At 61.5% G+C, this 14,785-nt stretch carries 15 protein-coding genes; 13 read left to right on the top strand and 2 right to left on the bottom strand.

Annotation, left to right across the window (positions count from 1 at the left end; genetic code table 11):
- Nucleotides 1-4 precede the first annotated feature (4 nt).
- The 13 genes from ACNOHI_RS01185 to ACNOHI_RS01125 all read left to right on the top strand — a co-directional run bounded on the left by ACNOHI_RS01185 (nucleotide 5) and on the right by ACNOHI_RS01125 (nucleotide 12,503).
- Nucleotides 5-526 (top strand): hypothetical protein, encoded by a 522-nt coding sequence (locus tag ACNOHI_RS01185; protein WP_420472798.1) that lies wholly within the window; start codon nucleotides 5-7, stop codon nucleotides 524-526.
- Nucleotide 527: 1 nt separating this feature from the next.
- Nucleotides 528-1,778, top strand: a complete 1,251-nt coding sequence (locus ACNOHI_RS01180) for an MFS transporter (protein WP_420472797.1) — start codon at nucleotides 528-530, stop codon at nucleotides 1,776-1,778.
- A 66-nt stretch (nucleotides 1,779-1,844) separates the two neighbouring features.
- Nucleotides 1,845-2,189, top strand: a complete 345-nt coding sequence (locus tag ACNOHI_RS01175; RefSeq protein ID WP_420472796.1) for a DUF1840 domain-containing protein — start codon at nucleotides 1,845-1,847, stop codon at nucleotides 2,187-2,189.
- A 90-nt stretch (nucleotides 2,190-2,279) separates the two neighbouring features.
- Nucleotides 2,280-2,912, top strand: coding sequence for a LysE family translocator (locus ACNOHI_RS01170; RefSeq protein ID WP_420473234.1), 633 nt, complete (start codon nucleotides 2,280-2,282; stop codon nucleotides 2,910-2,912).
- Between the two features lie 44 nt (nucleotides 2,913-2,956).
- Nucleotides 2,957-4,273, top strand: a complete 1,317-nt coding sequence (gene rsmB, locus ACNOHI_RS01165) for a 16S rRNA (cytosine(967)-C(5))-methyltransferase RsmB (protein ID WP_420472795.1) — start codon at nucleotides 2,957-2,959, stop codon at nucleotides 4,271-4,273.
- A 231-nt stretch (nucleotides 4,274-4,504) separates the two neighbouring features.
- Complete coding sequence (locus ACNOHI_RS01160; RefSeq protein WP_420473233.1) at nucleotides 4,505-5,035, top strand: DUF4390 domain-containing protein; 531 nt, start codon at nucleotides 4,505-4,507, stop codon at nucleotides 5,033-5,035.
- 1 nt (nucleotide 5,036) lies between these two features.
- Nucleotides 5,037-7,355: an ATP-binding protein gene (locus ACNOHI_RS01155; protein WP_420472794.1), complete on the top strand. Its 2,319-nt coding sequence runs from the start codon at nucleotides 5,037-5,039 to the stop codon at nucleotides 7,353-7,355.
- A gap of 81 nt (nucleotides 7,356-7,436) precedes the next feature.
- Entirely contained in the window at nucleotides 7,437-8,162 is a 726-nt protein-coding gene (locus tag ACNOHI_RS01150) for a response regulator (RefSeq protein WP_420472793.1), read from the top strand.
- Entirely contained in the window at nucleotides 8,159-8,512 is a 354-nt protein-coding gene (locus ACNOHI_RS01145; protein ID WP_420472792.1) for a GTPase, read from the top strand. Before ACNOHI_RS01150 ends, ACNOHI_RS01145 begins: the two co-directional genes overlap by 4 nt.
- 147 nt (nucleotides 8,513-8,659) lie before the next feature.
- The gene (locus tag ACNOHI_RS01140) at nucleotides 8,660-8,917 is read left to right on the top strand and encodes a DUF3567 domain-containing protein (protein ID WP_088708802.1); all 258 of its coding nucleotides are present in this window, start codon (nucleotides 8,660-8,662) and stop codon (nucleotides 8,915-8,917) included.
- A gap of 196 nt (nucleotides 8,918-9,113) precedes the next feature.
- On the top strand, nucleotides 9,114-10,016 hold the full coding sequence (locus ACNOHI_RS01135; RefSeq protein WP_420472791.1) for a LysR substrate-binding domain-containing protein: 903 nt from the start codon (nucleotides 9,114-9,116) through the stop codon (nucleotides 10,014-10,016).
- Nucleotide 10,017: 1 nt separating this feature from the next.
- Complete coding sequence (gene trmB / locus ACNOHI_RS01130; RefSeq protein WP_420472790.1) at nucleotides 10,018-10,689, top strand: tRNA (guanine(46)-N(7))-methyltransferase TrmB; 672 nt, start codon at nucleotides 10,018-10,020, stop codon at nucleotides 10,687-10,689.
- A 371-nt stretch (nucleotides 10,690-11,060) separates the two neighbouring features.
- The gene (locus tag ACNOHI_RS01125; protein ID WP_420472789.1) at nucleotides 11,061-12,503 is read left to right on the top strand and encodes a sigma-54 interaction domain-containing protein; all 1,443 of its coding nucleotides are present in this window, start codon (nucleotides 11,061-11,063) and stop codon (nucleotides 12,501-12,503) included.
- A 33-nt stretch (nucleotides 12,504-12,536) separates the two neighbouring features.
- On the opposite strand, the gene ACNOHI_RS01120 is transcribed toward ACNOHI_RS01125, so the two are convergent.
- Together ACNOHI_RS01120 and ACNOHI_RS01115 are read right to left on the bottom strand one after the other, a co-directional pair.
- Nucleotides 12,537-13,544, bottom strand: a complete 1,008-nt coding sequence (locus ACNOHI_RS01120) for a LysR family transcriptional regulator (protein ID WP_420472788.1) — start codon at nucleotides 13,542-13,544, stop codon at nucleotides 12,537-12,539.
- 813 nt (nucleotides 13,545-14,357) lie between these two features.
- Nucleotides 14,358-14,648, bottom strand: a complete 291-nt coding sequence (locus tag ACNOHI_RS01115; RefSeq protein ID WP_420472787.1) for a DUF4148 domain-containing protein — start codon at nucleotides 14,646-14,648, stop codon at nucleotides 14,358-14,360.
- Between the last annotated feature and the right edge of the window lie 137 nt (nucleotides 14,649-14,785).

Here is a 14,785-nt window from a genome sequence, read left to right as displayed (position 1 = left end):
GCCCATGTTCACCTCCCCCTTTTCCCTCCTGGCGAAGACGGCATGCATTGCTTGTGTCGTTTTGCTTGCTGCATGCAGTCCCAAGTTCGACTGGCGCGAAGTACGCGGATCCGCGGCGCCCTTCGTCGTTCTCCTGCCCGCCAAACCCGCGTCGCACACGCGCACCGTCAACCTCGACGGCATCGAGGTTTCGATGACGATGACAGCCGCGGACGTGGACGGCGTCACGTTCGCTGTCGGGACTGCGGAATTGCCCGATGAAGCCAAGGCACTGCAGGCCCTGACGGCGATGAAGACGGCGCTGGTGCGCAACATCGGCGGCAGCGTGCGCAAGGAAACGGCATCCGCCTCCGGCGCCGTTCCGACGACGATCGATATCGAAGCCGCCGGCGCGAATTCGCGCGTGCTGTTCGGCCGCTTCGTCGCCAACGGCAAGCGTGTTTACCAGGTGATCGCCGTCGGCAAGGAAAGCGCCTTGCCGCGCGAAGCGGTGGATACCTTCCTCACGTCCTTCAAGCTGAACTGACATGGCGGCACTCCGCGGACTGGCCGCTGCGCGCATCTTCCTGTGTTTCGCGGCAGCCTATTTCCTGTCCTACGCTTTCCGCTCCATCAATGCCGTCATCGCGCCGGATCTTCAGGCGGACATCGGGCTGCAGAATGCCGACCTCGGATTGCTGTCATCGGCGTATTTCCTGAGTTTTGCCGCGCTGCAGCTCCCCCTCGGCATCTGGCTGGACAAGTACGGCCCCCGTCGCACCGAATCCGCCCTGCTGCTGTTCGCCGCTGCCGGTGCGGCCATCTTTGCCAGCAGTGATTCCCTGGCCGGCCTGTGGCTGGGCCGCATGCTGATCGGCGTCGGCGTCTCAGCCTGCCTGATGGCGCCGTTCAAGGCCTACCGGCAATGGTTTGCCTCGGACCAGCAGAGCCGGCTGGCGAGCTGGATGCTGGTTGCCGGCACTTCGGGCGCGCTTGCGGCCACGGTCCCTGTCAGTGCGGCATTACCGGTGATCGGCTGGCGCGGCGTGTTCTGGCTCATGAGCGGAATGATCGTCGCGACATCGGCGCTGATCTTCTTCCTGCTGAGGAAAGTCGAGGCCAGTCAGCACGCGTCGCAAGCGAAACCTGCTGCACCAGGCGTCGCCCCGCTGGGATACGGCCACATTTTTTCCGATCCCTTCTTCCGCCGCATGGGACTGCTGGGCATCGTCAATCACGGCTGTCTCTCCGCTTGGCAGACTTTGTGGGCGGGACCGTGGATGATGACGGTGCTGGGAATGAGCAAGCAGCAGACGGCACAGATCCTGTTCGTGTTCAACCTGTGCCTGATGCTGTCCTATCTCGGCATGTCGTGGTGGGCGCCGCGACATGTCGCGCATGCTGGTTCGCGCGGATTTTCCTCCCTGCGCGTCATCGGTACCGGGCTGGGCGGGACGATCCTCGTGCAACTGGCAATGCTTTCCACCTCTGCACCATCGTCGTGGGCGCTGTGGCTTGTCCTTGCCGCTTGCGTGACGGTGACGACATTGACGCAAACCAGCGTCAGCCTGGCTTTCCCAGTTGCATTGGCAGGCCGCGCCAACAGTGCCTTTAACCTCATGGTTTTCGTCGGATCGTTCATCGTGCAATGGGGTGTGGGCTTGCTGATCGACATGTTTTCCTCGTTCGAGGCATCGCCTCCCGATGCCATGCGCGGCGCCTTGGCCATATGCATTGCTGCTCAAGCATTGGCGCTGTTTACCTTTGTTGCCAACCGGGCGACGCCTTCCGCCCACTGATTTGGCCTATAGCAAAATCCCAAACTCATGCTATGTTGAGAAGTAGAGACTGCTATCGGAGGCCCCATGCTAGTTACATTCAAATCAAAGGCAGCAGCGGAAGTCCTGATGTACGAGGAACACGCCAAGCGCATTCTTGATTTGCTGAACAAGGACGTCAAACTTGGCGTGATCACGTCGGAAGAAGCGCCGAACGCCGTGGCGAGGCTGGAAGCGGAAATCGCTGAAAGCCGCTTGCACCCGACGTCCGAAGAGGTTAAACGCGATGTGCTGGCGCATCATGGCGACGAAGGCGATGACAATGAGCATGAGCCCGTCGAATTTGTCAGCTTTGCAACGCGCGCCTATCCCCTGCTGGAAATGTTGCGCGCCGCCCGCAACGACGGGCAGGACGTCATGTGGGGTGTCTAGGCCGGACAGGACGTATAGGAGCGGCAACGCGGCTACAATGATGTCTTTGCCAGAACGCGCCGGCCCGCCGGGCGCGAAATATGTATGGACATCCTTGGAATTTCCGATTTCGGCCTCTTTCTCGTTGCCGTCCTGTTGCTCAATGCCACGCCCGGGCCTGACACGGCCTACATTCTCGGGCGCAGCATTGCGCAAGGCCGATCGGCCGGCCTCATGTCGGCCTTCGGCATTTCCGCCGGATGCTGCGTGCATGCGCTTGCATCCGCGATCGGACTGAGCGCCATCCTCGCCGCGTCCGCGACCGCCTTCACTTTCATCAAGCTCGCCGGCGGCGCCTACCTCATCTATCTCGGCATTCGCATGATGCTCGCCAAACCAGGTGGCCCTTCGACTGCGGATACCGTGCGAGATGTGCGCCCGCACAAGACAATCTTCCTGCAAGCCATGGTCACCAACGTGCTCAACCCGAAGGTGATCCTGTTCTTCCTCGCCTTCATCCCGCAGTTCGTGCGGTCCGATGCGCCGCAGAAAACGCTGGCCTTCCTGCTGCTTGGCGTCGCGTTCGCCGTCATCAGCATGTTCTGGAACAGCGGGACGGCCTTCCTGGCCGGTACGCTGGCGCGGCGCGCGGGACGCAATCCGCGTGTGAAGCTCTGGCTGGAGCGCGTCGTCGGCGCGACCTTCGTGGGCCTGGGCGCCAAGCTTGCCCTCACCAAGACCTGATTTAACTTATTACGGGAGATTGCGCGGGACCGCCGTGCATGTCGATGTCGAACACCTTACTGAAAACAGATTCCCTCGCCTTCAGCCTGTTGGGCGCAGCACATGCCGTTGCCAAGGTCAGAGCAGGCATGGCCCTGCCGCAAGCCCTTGCCGCGGTATTTGCACAGACTGCCGCAACGCCACAGGCCCGCGGTGCGATGCAAGACATCGCGTATCGTACGATGCGGCAGCTCGGACGCGCCGACCTGCTGCTCGGGCTGCTAGCCTCCAAACCGCCCTCGCCGGCGGAGTTGCGCGCACTGCTGTCCTGCGCGCTGGCCCTGCTCTGCGACGACAGCGCCATGACGCCGGATGCGCCGTACGAGAGCTTTACCGTCGTCGACCAGGCGGTTAACGCGGCCGCGGCCGATGCGGGCATCGCACATGCAAAGGGAATGGTGAATGCGGTGCTGCGCCGCTTCCTGCGCGAGCGTGATTCGCTCATGCCGCAGGTTGTGAAACACGGCCCCGGGCGCTGGAACTATCCTCAGTGGTGGATCGACTCGGTGCGCGGCGCCTATCCGCAGCAGTGGGAGAACATCCTCGCCGCCGGCAACCGCACGCCGCCGCTCACGCTGCGCGTCAACAAGCGCAAGTCGTCGGTCGAAGAATATATGCGCACGCTGGCAGACGCACAGATCGGCGCAAGCGTGGTCGGTCCTTCGGCGGTACGCCTGGACAAACCCATTCCAGTGACGCAGATCCCGGGATTTGCCTACGGCGTGGTGTCCGTGCAGGATGCGGCCGCCCAGCTGGCCGCGCCCCTGCTCGACCTGCGTGACGGCATGCGCGTGCTCGACGCCTGTGCCGCCCCCGGCGGGAAGACCGGGCATATGCTGGAGTGCGCGGACATCGACCTGCTCGCGCTCGACAGCGATCCTGCCCGCCTCGCCCGCATTACCGAGAACCTGGACCGGCTGAAGTTGAAAGCCCGCCTGCAGGCGGGCGACGCCAGCAGCGCCGACTGGTGGGATGGCGTGCAGTTCGACCGGATTCTCGCGGATGTGCCCTGCACCGCCTCCGGCATCGTCCGGCGTCATCCGGACATCCGCTGGCTGCGGCGCAAGGAAGACGCGGCGCAGCTTGCAACACTTTCCAGCCGCATCCTCGACAACCTGTGGCGGATGCTCAAGCCCGATGGTAAATTGGCATTGGTCACCTGTTCGCTCTGGCCGAAGGAATCCGAGCTGCAGGCCGCCGCCTTTGCCGAACGTCACAATGCCATCCGCCTCTCCGCGCCCGGTCAGCTCCTTCCGGCGGCCAACGGGGAGGAAGATCACGATGGCTTGTTCTATGCGCTATTCCAAAAAGGCGCGGTCTGATAGTATCTTCGCCGACTTACCCACTGAGACAGGCGCATGAATAGAACGAATTGCATGCTGGGGCATCTGATCCACGTCGGCAAGGCGAGCCGGGGCACATCCCCACCGGACGCGACGCCGACAGTCCTGCAAGCGTTTTCCTGACCAACGATCATCCCCTGTGACCGACCTGCGCCCGTACGAGTGATTCGTCCTGTCCTTCACCTGCTGACGAGCTGGATGCTGGCAGCGATGCTGCTGGCGTCTGCGCTCGCGCCGACAACCGTGCGCGCGGAAGGCGTCGAAATCACACAGGCAGCGCTGGAATATTCCGACGACGGCTACAAGCTTGCCCTCGGCTTTTCCTTCGAACTGACACGCGGTCTGGAAGACGCGGTCACGCGCGGCATACCGCTCTATTTCACCACCGAGGTCCAGTTGACTCGTCCGCGCTGGTACTGGTTCGATGAAAAGGCGGTGACCGCCGCCCAGACCATCCGCATCTCCTACAACGTACTCACGCACCAGTACCATGCCTCCATCAGCGGTCGGCTGCAGCAAAGCTTCACCTCGCTCGACGACGCGCTCTCGCTGGTGCGCCGTCCGAGCCGGTGGGTGGTGGCCGAAAAGGGCGCGCTCAAGTCGGGCGAGGTGTACAACGTCGCCGTCCGCATGGGACTGGACGTGGCGCGTCTCCCCAAGCCATTCCAGGTCCATGCGATGAACAGCTCGGACTGGCGCTTCTCGTCCGACTGGAAGCAATTCACGTTCAGGGCGGAATAAAGTGCAACGGTTCCTGCGTTATTTCCTGGTCGTCGGCGGCGCCATCGTCAGCATCCTGCTGTTCCTGCTCGCTTCCGCGTCCGAAAACTCCGCCTTCTTCGACCGCCACTACCCCGAACTGCTGGTCCTGAATGCGCTGATCGCCGTCGCGCTGCTGGCGCTGGTTGGCCTGCTGCTGGCACGCCTGTACCGCGGACGAAAACGCCGCGAGTTCGGTTCGCGGCTGATGACGCGCCTGGTGCTGTTGTTCGCCGTCGTCGGCATCCTGCCCGGCACGGTGATCTACATGGTGTCGGTGCAGTTCGTGTCGCGCTCCATCGAATCCTGGTTTGACGTGCGGGTGGAATCGGCGCTGGAGTCCGGCCTGACCCTTGGGCGCACGGCGCTCGACGCATCGCTTGCCGACCTCGGCGCCAAGGCGCGCAGCATTGCGAATGAGCTTTCGGAAATGTCCGAGTCGGCGCAGGTCACGCAACTTTCTCGCCTGCGTGATCAAAGTCAAATGCAGGAAGCAACTATTGTCACTTCCAGCGGTCATATTGTCGCGACTGTCGGCGGCCGTCTCGGGACGCTGGTGCCGGACCTCCCCACCGCGGCCATGTTGCGCCAGGCGCGCATGACGCGCGGGTTCTCGGCCATCGAAGGAGGCTTTGATTTCAGCGACAGCCCGACAAAGGAGAGCCAGGCGCCTGCCGCGCAGGAGCAGCGCGCATCCTCCGGGGCCGCCGCGGACCTGCGCCTGCGCGTGGTGGTGGCAATCCCGGCATCGAACTCCGACCTGTCGCTGCAGAGCGAGACCCGCTTCCTGCAGTTGCTGCAGCCCGTCCCTGCCCACCTCGCCGCCAACGCGGAGGCACTGCGCGCGGCCTACAGCGAGTATCAGGAGCGCTCGCTTGCACGGACGGGACTGCGCAAGATTTACCTCGTGACACTGACGCTGACCCTGCTGCTCGCCATCTTCGGCGCCATTGCCGCGGCGTTCCTGATCGCAGGCGATCTCGCGCAGCCGCTGCTGGTCCTGGCCGAAGGCACGAAGGCCGTGGCCGAGGGCAATCTGTCGCCGCGGCCGATCGTGGCGACATCGGATGAATTGGGAACACTGACGCAGTCATTCAATACGATGACGCGGCAACTGTCGGAAGCGCGCGCATCGGCGGAACGCAACCGCGCCGCGTTGTCGAATGCAAAGGCATATCTCGAATCGGTGCTGGCCAACATGTCGGCTGGCGTGATGGTACTGGACAGCCAGTTCAGGCTGGTGACCTGCAATGAATCGGTGGAGCGCATCCTGCTGAACGAATTCGACGCCCATATCGGAAAGCCCTTGTCCGCCATTGACGGCCTCGAGCCAATGGCCAACGCAATCACGAAGGCATTCTCCGAGCAGCGCGCGCAATCGGCGGGGGATGCTCCGTCCGATCTCCACTGGCAGAAGCAGATCGAAGTTCCGCGCCGCGGCACCGAAGCCGACAGCGACAACGACATCACCTTGCTCGCGCGTGGCTCCTACCTGCCGGTGGCCGGAGGGACGGGCTATATCGTGGTGTTCGACGACATTACCGACGTGATCTCCGCGCAGCGTTCGGTCGCCTGGGGTGAAGTGGCGCGCCGCCTTGCCCACGAGATCAAGAACCCGCTGACGCCGATCCAGCTCTCAGCGGAACGCCTGCAGATGAAGCTCGAAGCAAAGCTGGAGGGGCAGGATGCAGCGGTGCTCAGCAAGAGCACGGCGACCATCGTGAACCAGGTCTCGGCCATGAAACGCATGGTGGACGACTTCCGCGATTACGCGAAGACACCGCCCGCCGTCCTCACACCGCTTGACCTCAATGCACTGGTGGAGGAAATCCTGCACCTGTACGTCGGCGGCGACGAGCGCGATATCATTCGTGCCGCGCTCAGCCCCGACCTGCCGCAGGTCATGGGCGATGCGACCCAGTTGCGGCAAGTGATTCATAATCTCCTGCAGAACGCGCAGGACGCAGTCGCGGATCGGACATTGCCAGACGTCAAGCCGTGTATCGACGTGACCACGGAAGCGGTGCATTACGACGACCCTGACGGTGGACGCCGTACAGCGGTTCGCCTGACGGTGGGCGACAATGGCCCGGGGTTCTCGTCGAAGATTCTGGCGCGCGCGTTTGAACCTTACGTCACCTCGAAATCGCGCGGAACGGGACTCGGTCTGGCGATGGTGAAGAAGATCGTGGATGAGCACGGCGGCCGCATCGATATCAAGAACCGGTCGAACGGCAGCGGTGCCAAAGTAGCAATTTTGCTGTTAAAGTTAGCGCCGGACGAGAATCGCGCGGCGGCCTGAAACAAATCGTGACAACTCTCCTGCTCCTGTAGAGCGCGCATCACAATAATCAGCGACAGCGGAAGCACACAAGGTAAGCATATGGCAAACATTCTGGTAGTCGATGACGAAATGGGCATCCGGGAACTTCTCTCGGAAATTCTGGGCGACGAAGGCCACGTCGTCCTCACCGCGGAAAACGCACAGCAGGCGCGTGATGCGCGCGCGCAAGGTGCGCCCGACCTTGTCCTGCTCGACATCTGGATGCCCGACACGGACGGCGTCACCCTGCTCAAGGAATGGCAGCGGGACGGCCTGCTCACGATGCCTGTCATCATGATGTCCGGTCATGCGACGATCGATACGGCGGTGGAAGCGACACGCATCGGCGCGCTGAATTTCCTGGAGAAACCGATTGCGCTGCAAAAGCTGCTCAAGGCGGTCCAGCAGGGACTGACGCGAACGACCGACGTCGTCCGCCCGGCGCCGGTTTACCATGCCCGGCCTGTTCCTGCACCGGAGGAAGAAGCAAGCATGCCGACGATGGGCAATAACTATGCACCGATGCCGGCAGGAACCATTCCAAATGCAAGCGTTCCCTCGCCTGCAGCCGCACAGCCAGATGCGCATCTGTTCGGCCTGTCCTTCGACCTGCCGCTGCGCGAGGCGCGCGACGCCTTCGAGCGTGCGTATTTCGAGCATCACCTGATGCGTGAAGGCGGCAGCATGACGCGCGTCGCAGAAAAAACCGGACTCGAACGCACCCACTTGTACCGCAAGCTCAAGCAGCTGGGTGTCGAGCCGAGCAAGGTACACCGTAAAGGGTGATCCGCGCGACCCTCGTTACCGGCGCCACTCCCGCATTGCGTGAGGCGGCAATCCGTTGGGCCATGGCGGGCGGTGTCAGGACAGCAATCATTCTCGAAGGCATCCCCGATGCCGTGTCGGGTCTCGATGACACTGCATCCGATCTCGTGATTGCACGCATTGCGCCCGGCTGTCTTTGCTGCACCGGAAATCTCACCATGCGCGTTACGTTGAATCGCATGCTGCGCGGCAAGCCAGAGCGGTTGTATATTGCAATGGCAACGGCGTCCCATATCGAGCAGCTCCGTGCATTTCTTTCCTCACCGCCTTACGATAATTTACTCACTCTCACTAAAGATTTGCACGCGTAGTGCCGATCTTTCTTACAGAAGCACCGCTTTTTCGCGGCAGTTCCGCGGGAATCCTTGCAACGGCTTGAAATCGATGGAGGTGGCCCCATTTTTGCATCATGGGAAACGGGTTACCTTCAATTTATCCCGTAGCAGAAGGAGCGCAAAATGAACTTGATCTACAACAGCGAGCAGTACAGCGTCGTAGAGTTCGGGGCGGATGACGGGCGCGAAGCCTTGCGCTTTGGCGGATACGAAATCATGGACAAGTCCGGCAAGCGCGAGATTTTCATTGGCGGCACGCTCGCCAAGTCATTCCGCGAAGAGGTGGAAAACCTCATCGCAACCGAACCGACCGTGGAAGAGATCGATGACTTCCTCGGCAAATATGACGCCCTGATGCGTCAGCCGGTCACCCTGCACTAATTACAAAACCCCGCCACAGAATACACGGCATTCTGTGGATTTCCGGAACTTCGCTGCGACTGTGCCTGATTGCTGCCCTGTGGCATGATGGCGGGCAATATCAGTCGGCTCCCTTTCCAACGCAAATCACTCGACACGGGTATCACCCGTGAAGGGCATCGCCTTTGCGTTCCGGGATCAAAAAGCGAGGTTTTGGATGGACCAGTTCAGTGCATTGAAGGCCTTCTGCCGTGTGGTGGAGGCCGGAAGTTTTTCGGCCGCCGCCGCGGAAATCAATGTATCGCACACGGTCATGTCGAAGCAGGTCCGCCAGCTCGAATCGCAGCTCGGCGCGCAACTGCTCAACCGAACGACGCGCCGCCTCGCCCTGACCGAAGCAGGCCAGACCTACTACGAGCGGGCACGCCGCATCCTCGATGAACTGCAGGACGCCGACCTTGCGGTAAGCCGGCATCATGCCATTCCGAGAGGGACCTTGCGCATCAATGCGCCGATGGCGTTCGGCACCCTCGACATGGGACGATGGCTTCCCGCGTTCATGGCGCGCTATCCGGAGCTGAAGGTCGACCTTGTCTGCAACGACCGTTTTGTCGATCTCATTGAAGAAGGCTTCGACGTGGCAGTGCGGCTTGCACGCGAGCTGCCCGACTCATCGCTTGTCGCGCGCCGGCTCACCACGACGGCGACCATGCTGGTGGCATCGCCGGCCTACCTCGAGCGCCGCGGAGCGCCCGCCTGTCCCGAAGACCTTGTGCGTCACAACTGCCTGACATATACGCTCGTACCCAAACCGCATGAATGGACGCTGACGTCGCCGCAGGGCGAACGCACGACCGTGACCGTCAGAGGCAGCTTCCAGGCCAACACCGGCATTGCGCTGCGCTCCGCGGCACTTGCAGGCGCAGGGATCGCGACGTCGGCTTCCTTCATCGTGCACGCCGATCTCGTTCGCGGCGACCTCGTGCCTGTGCTGCCCGATTATCGCCTCGCGCCACGTGATATCTACGCGGTATATCCGCATAACCGCCATCTGTCACCCAAGGTACGCGCCTTCGTCGACTTCGCAAGCGAGGTCTACCGATCCGCCGAGTGGAGTTGAAATGTACGCGAATTCGAGTCCGATCCAGAGTGCCCAGACGGGCATCCACGAGCAGCTGTCGTCGCTCGTCGCACGGCACGCGCAGTCCGCGTTCCGCAAACCGGTCATGCCGTACAACCAGGAAGCGTTCGCTTCGAGCATGGCCGCCTGGCGTGCGGCAGGCAGCGCGCCGCTGATCCTCGACGCCGGTTGCGGCGTCGGACTGTCGACGCGCCATCTGGCGCGCCTGCACCCAGGCCATTTTGTGATCGGCGTCGACCAGTCGGCGGATCGTCTCGGGCGCAATACCGCATGGGAGGGCGCGCTTCCGCCGAACTTCCTATGCGTGCGCGCCGATCTCGTCGACTACTGGCGGCTGATGCTCGCCAACAATATCCGTCCGCACAAGCATTTCATCCTCTATCCCAATCCCTGGCCGAAGATCGGGCACCTTGCCCGTCGCTGGCACGGGCATGCGGTCTTTCCGGCAATCGTCGCCCTGGGAGGCGACATCGAGTGCAGGAGCAACTGGCGTATCTACGTCGAAGAATTCGCGGCGGCACTGGCGCAGTTGACGGGAAGCGAGGTTGCCGTGGATCTGCTGCCTCCCACATCCCCGATCACGCCGTTCGAAAAAAAGTACGCGGATTCAGGTCATTCGTTATGGCGTTGTCGGGCACGGCTGTCCCAATGATTGTTCCTGCAATATTTTTCCGTACGGAAAAATATTTTTAAAAGTAACAAATCCGGACATTCAATATCCATGCGGCTTTCCAAAGCAAATGCCTTGGAAAGCCCCTATTTATCGTCATTTCAAGTTAGAAATCCTTATTTGACGGAGCACAAACCGCGATTCTGTTCTTGTCAACTCCCGCATTTATGGCATTGTTCCTGTGACTAAAAGACGGTAATCTCGGCCCTTGATCACGTTCTGACCGGTCCTCCAAAACGCTGCCGCCGGCGCAATTTCCGGCACATGGGAGGGTGTCTCAGTACCTGCCCAAGCCGAGCGGAGGACATGCCGCCGCGCCCCGGTCCAAACAAAACGAACAAGGGTAATGCGACATGCTTAACGTCTCCAATTCTGCATCGACGACCCAGCCCGTACTGGTCCTTCGACTGACCGGCCGCAACGGACAGCAGTGCCCGTACACTGAAACGCTCCGGGACCACGGCCTCAATCTGATTGAATGCTTCACGCTCGAATCCGCCTATCAGGCCGTCGAAAGCGGTTGCCGGGTCGGCCTGTTGATCGTTACGCAGGAAGCGGAGCTCGCGCACATCGACAAATGCGAGCCCTTCGTCAGCAACAACCGCATCTCCTGGGTCGGCCTCGTCGCGCAAGAGTTGATCTCGATGCCGCGCATGCGTGAATTCATTGGCGAGCACCTGTTCAACTTCATTACTCTGCCCGCCGACCTCGACCACATTGCCCTGACACTGCGCCATGCGTGGGGCATGGCATTCATGCGTGACCTCAAGCGCGATGCCTCTCCTGCTCCTGCGCCGGATGGCGCGGACTTCGTCATGGTGGGACGTACGCCACAGATGCAGCAGCTGTTCAGCCAGCTCAACAAGGTGGCGCGCACGGACGCCTCCGTACTGATTACCGGCCCGTCGGGCACCGGCAAGGAACTTGCCGCCCTGTCGATCCATCGTCAGTCCGCACGGCGCGACGCGCCCTTTGTGGCCGTGAATTGCGGGGCAATCGCGCCGCAGCTGTTCCAGTCCGAACTCTTCGGTTATGAGAAGGGCGCGTTCACTGGCGCGAGCCAGCGCAAGATCGGTCGCATCGAAGCGGCGCAGGGCGGCACGCTGTTCCTCGACGAGATCGGCGACATGCCCTTCGACATGCAGGTTAACCTGTTGCGCTTCCTGCAGGAGAAAACCATTGAGCGCGTCGGCGGAAACGATTCGATCGAGATCGACGTGCGCGTCATCGCGGCGACACATATCGATCTTGCCGAAGCGGTGCGCCAGGGACGCTTCCGGGAAGACCTCTACTACCGCATCAATGTCGTCAACATCGGCATGCCGCCGCTGGCCGACCGCGGCCAGGATATCGAGGATATCGCGAAGCATTATTTCAATCAGTTCGCGAGCATGCACAACCGCAGCCTGCGCGGTTTCTCCAAGGCGGCAATGAATGCACTGCTTAGCCATTCCTGGCCGGGCAATGTGCGCGAGCTGGTGAACCGCGTGCAACGCGCGACGGTGATGGCGGAAGGCCGCTTCATCCAGCCGGAGGACCTTGGCCTTGACCGCAGCAATGACCAATCACAACTGATGTCGCTCGAAGATGCGCGTGCGGCTGCCGAACGGATGATGATCCGCCGCGCACTCTCGCAGTCGCGCAACCAGATCTCGCGCGCAGCATCGCTGCTGGGCGTGTCGCGCGTGACGCTGTACCGCCTGATCGAGAAATACAATATCAGGCCGGATACGGTGGCTCAGGCGCATGCGCCGTTCCTGAGCAACGCCAAGCCCGACCTCGAAGTGCACAAGTGACGGGCGCGCATCCGTAACGCGACTGCCTTCGAATCACGCACGCGGCGCGCCCTCATGGCGCGCACTCTCCTTTGCGGCGTAACCGCGCAACACTTCGGCCAGCCGGCTTGCCGCCGGCGTCGTGAACCAGGGCCGGCCGTGAATCAGATAGAGCATCGATTTGTACGCATGCTTGTCGCCGAGGGGCAGACATGCCAGCTGCCCCAGGTCCAGCCATTTCTGAACACGGTGTTTCGGCAGCCAGGCATACCCCAGCCCTTCGCAGACGGCGGCAACCACCGTGTCGAAACTGTTCATCGTCCAGCGGCGTATCTGCTTCGGGCCGCCTCCCGCCGGCTTGCCAGCCCCGCTTCCCGGCCCCATTTCGATCTGGATGTGCTGCGCGAGATCCATTGAACTCGGCTCGCGTTCCAAATGCATCAGGGCATGGCCGGGGTGGGCTACGGCAACGTATTCGACTTCGGTGAGAGGCTCGCCGAGATAACCAAGCGGAACACGTTCGCTGATGGCGAGGTCCACATTCGGGTCGCGCACAATGTCTTCCGCCTGCAAGATGGGCACCTCGCGCAGGCAGACATGCGCTGCGCCCTTTCCGATCTCGGTGAACTTGCTCAGTGCCTGAGTAAGGAGATGCACTGGAAAGTTATGGTCGACGATCAGGCGTACTTCGTCGCCCCACCCCTGGCCGAGATTCTTCGCGAAGTTTTCCAGCTCGACTGCTTCCTTGAGGACATTGCGGGAGCGCTCGAGAAGCGCGCGTCCTTCCGGCGTGAGGATGGCCTTGCGCCCCTCGATGCGAAGCAGTGGCGTACCTAGCTGCTCCTGAAGTTTGGACACCGTGTAACTGATGGTGGATTGGCTCAGGTGCAGCGACTTGGCCGCTTCTGCGAAGCCGCCGCAATCAACGACGGCATGAAATATCCGCCATTGCTTCAGGCTGACGTAGAGATTGTGGATGTCGTGGGGCCGCGATCGATAGGTAGCGCGCACACTGTCATGCCTTGCCGCCTGCTTCATCTCTTGCGTTCTCGATTGCGTCATGGTGCTTCCCTCTTGTCTAAAACGAACCGCTGGCGATACGCCATCGAGGAGCACTGCCGCCTGCGCCCCGTGCCTGATGCGGTCGCGAGCCTCAAGCAAAACATACGCCTGTCTCGGCAACGGTTTGATTTCTCTGGCTTTTCAGCCTGCATGAGAGGATGCCCTGTCCTGCGGTGTATCACCCCCGTCGCGGCGAATACGGATTCCGCATGGAATGTGTCACGGGACGGCGGATGGGCATGAAGCGCGATGAGAACAAGATTCGCGCACCAACAAGTAAGAATACTTCGTGAAAATCGATCATTTGCGGGGAGCAGCGTCTCTTTTCAGGTGCCGGGCAACGCTCCGGCACCATCGAAATTGCAGTTCATTATCGGAATATCCGCAGGATGCGATGTCGAGAGATGTAAAGCATTGACATCACCGCACCGCCGTCGATAGGCAACCAGGCACCGAGGCGCGGCTGCATGATGGGTATTTCGTTCGCACCCTCAAAAAAAACCCGCCACGCCTGCTTGCACAGACAATGGCGGGAACCGGAGAGGATAAGACGTCGCTGGCAGGGCAAGGATGGGCTGCGCCCCGCAGAAGTCAGTCCCCCGGCATGTCGCAAGTGGCGTGCCACTTCTGCAAATGCTTGATTCCTTTACGCTTGTTTTCCCCTGACCGGAAAACCCACATGACATCTGTCCGATAGTGTTCCGTTTTCGTTCAGTTGCCGTCCGGATGGGGTATCGAATCGCCTCCGGCAGGCACAAAAAAAAGCGCGCCCTGCAGCGCGCCTTTCCTGGCCGTACATGCCGGTTCCGGCAATCAGCCGCCGAAGTACAGTGCGCGCCCTGTCTGGTTGCGTGCTGCCTGCACTGCCTCGCCGCGCACTTCCTCGCGGCTCCTGGTCGATGCAACCTGCGCATGCTCCACGAACTCGCTGGTGCCGGCGACGCGCTCGGTGCTGGCCGCCTGCTCCAGTTCGGCGCGGACTTCCGCGCGGGTCTTGTTCGACGGTACGTTGGTGTGCTCGACGAAGATGCCGTTGTCGGCGGCGAAGGCGGTGCCGGTAGCTGCGAAAACTGCGAGGGCGGCGAGGATTTGCTTGGCGTTCATGTTCAGACTCCCGATAGATGGATTCGATAGGTGCTTCGGCGGCGACGGCATGTCGCGCATCGATGAGTCACAGTGTAGAGATTGCGCCGCTCACAAAAAAGACGAATAATCGCAAGACACTATTTCTGAATCAGAAA

This window comes from Noviherbaspirillum sp. ST9, from assembly GCF_048799745.1.
Lineage (GTDB): Bacteria > Pseudomonadota > Gammaproteobacteria > Burkholderiales > Burkholderiaceae_D > Noviherbaspirillum.
Note: the sequence above shows the minus strand (reverse complement) of the source record. Positions and strands in the feature narration are given on the sequence as shown.

Excerpts from the sequence above, each read along its gene's own strand:
- ACNOHI_RS01185 (WP_420472798.1), top strand. The coding sequence starts at position 5 with ATGTTCACCTCCCCCTTTTCCCTCCTGGCGAAGACGGCATGCATTGCT.
- ACNOHI_RS01180 (WP_420472797.1), top strand. The coding sequence starts at position 528 with ATGGCGGCACTCCGCGGACTGGCCGCTGCGCGCATCTTCCTGTGTTTC.
- ACNOHI_RS01175 (WP_420472796.1), top strand. The coding sequence starts at position 1,845 with ATGCTAGTTACATTCAAATCAAAGGCAGCAGCGGAAGTCCTGATGTAC.
- rsmB (WP_420472795.1), top strand. The coding sequence starts at position 2,957 with ATGTCGAACACCTTACTGAAAACAGATTCCCTCGCCTTCAGCCTGTTG.
- ACNOHI_RS01160 (WP_420473233.1), top strand. The coding sequence starts at position 4,505 with ATGCTGCTGGCGTCTGCGCTCGCGCCGACAACCGTGCGCGCGGAAGGC.
- ACNOHI_RS01150 (WP_420472793.1), top strand. The coding sequence starts at position 7,437 with ATGGCAAACATTCTGGTAGTCGATGACGAAATGGGCATCCGGGAACTT.
- ACNOHI_RS01140 (WP_088708802.1), top strand. The coding sequence starts at position 8,660 with ATGAACTTGATCTACAACAGCGAGCAGTACAGCGTCGTAGAGTTCGGG.
- ACNOHI_RS01135 (WP_420472791.1), top strand. The coding sequence starts at position 9,114 with ATGGACCAGTTCAGTGCATTGAAGGCCTTCTGCCGTGTGGTGGAGGCC.
- trmB (WP_420472790.1), top strand. The coding sequence starts at position 10,018 with ATGTACGCGAATTCGAGTCCGATCCAGAGTGCCCAGACGGGCATCCAC.
- ACNOHI_RS01125 (WP_420472789.1), top strand. The coding sequence starts at position 11,061 with ATGCTTAACGTCTCCAATTCTGCATCGACGACCCAGCCCGTACTGGTC.
- ACNOHI_RS01120 (WP_420472788.1), bottom strand. The coding sequence starts at position 13,544 with ATGACGCAATCGAGAACGCAAGAGATGAAGCAGGCGGCAAGGCATGAC.
- ACNOHI_RS01115 (WP_420472787.1), bottom strand. The coding sequence starts at position 14,648 with ATGAACGCCAAGCAAATCCTCGCCGCCCTCGCAGTTTTCGCAGCTACC.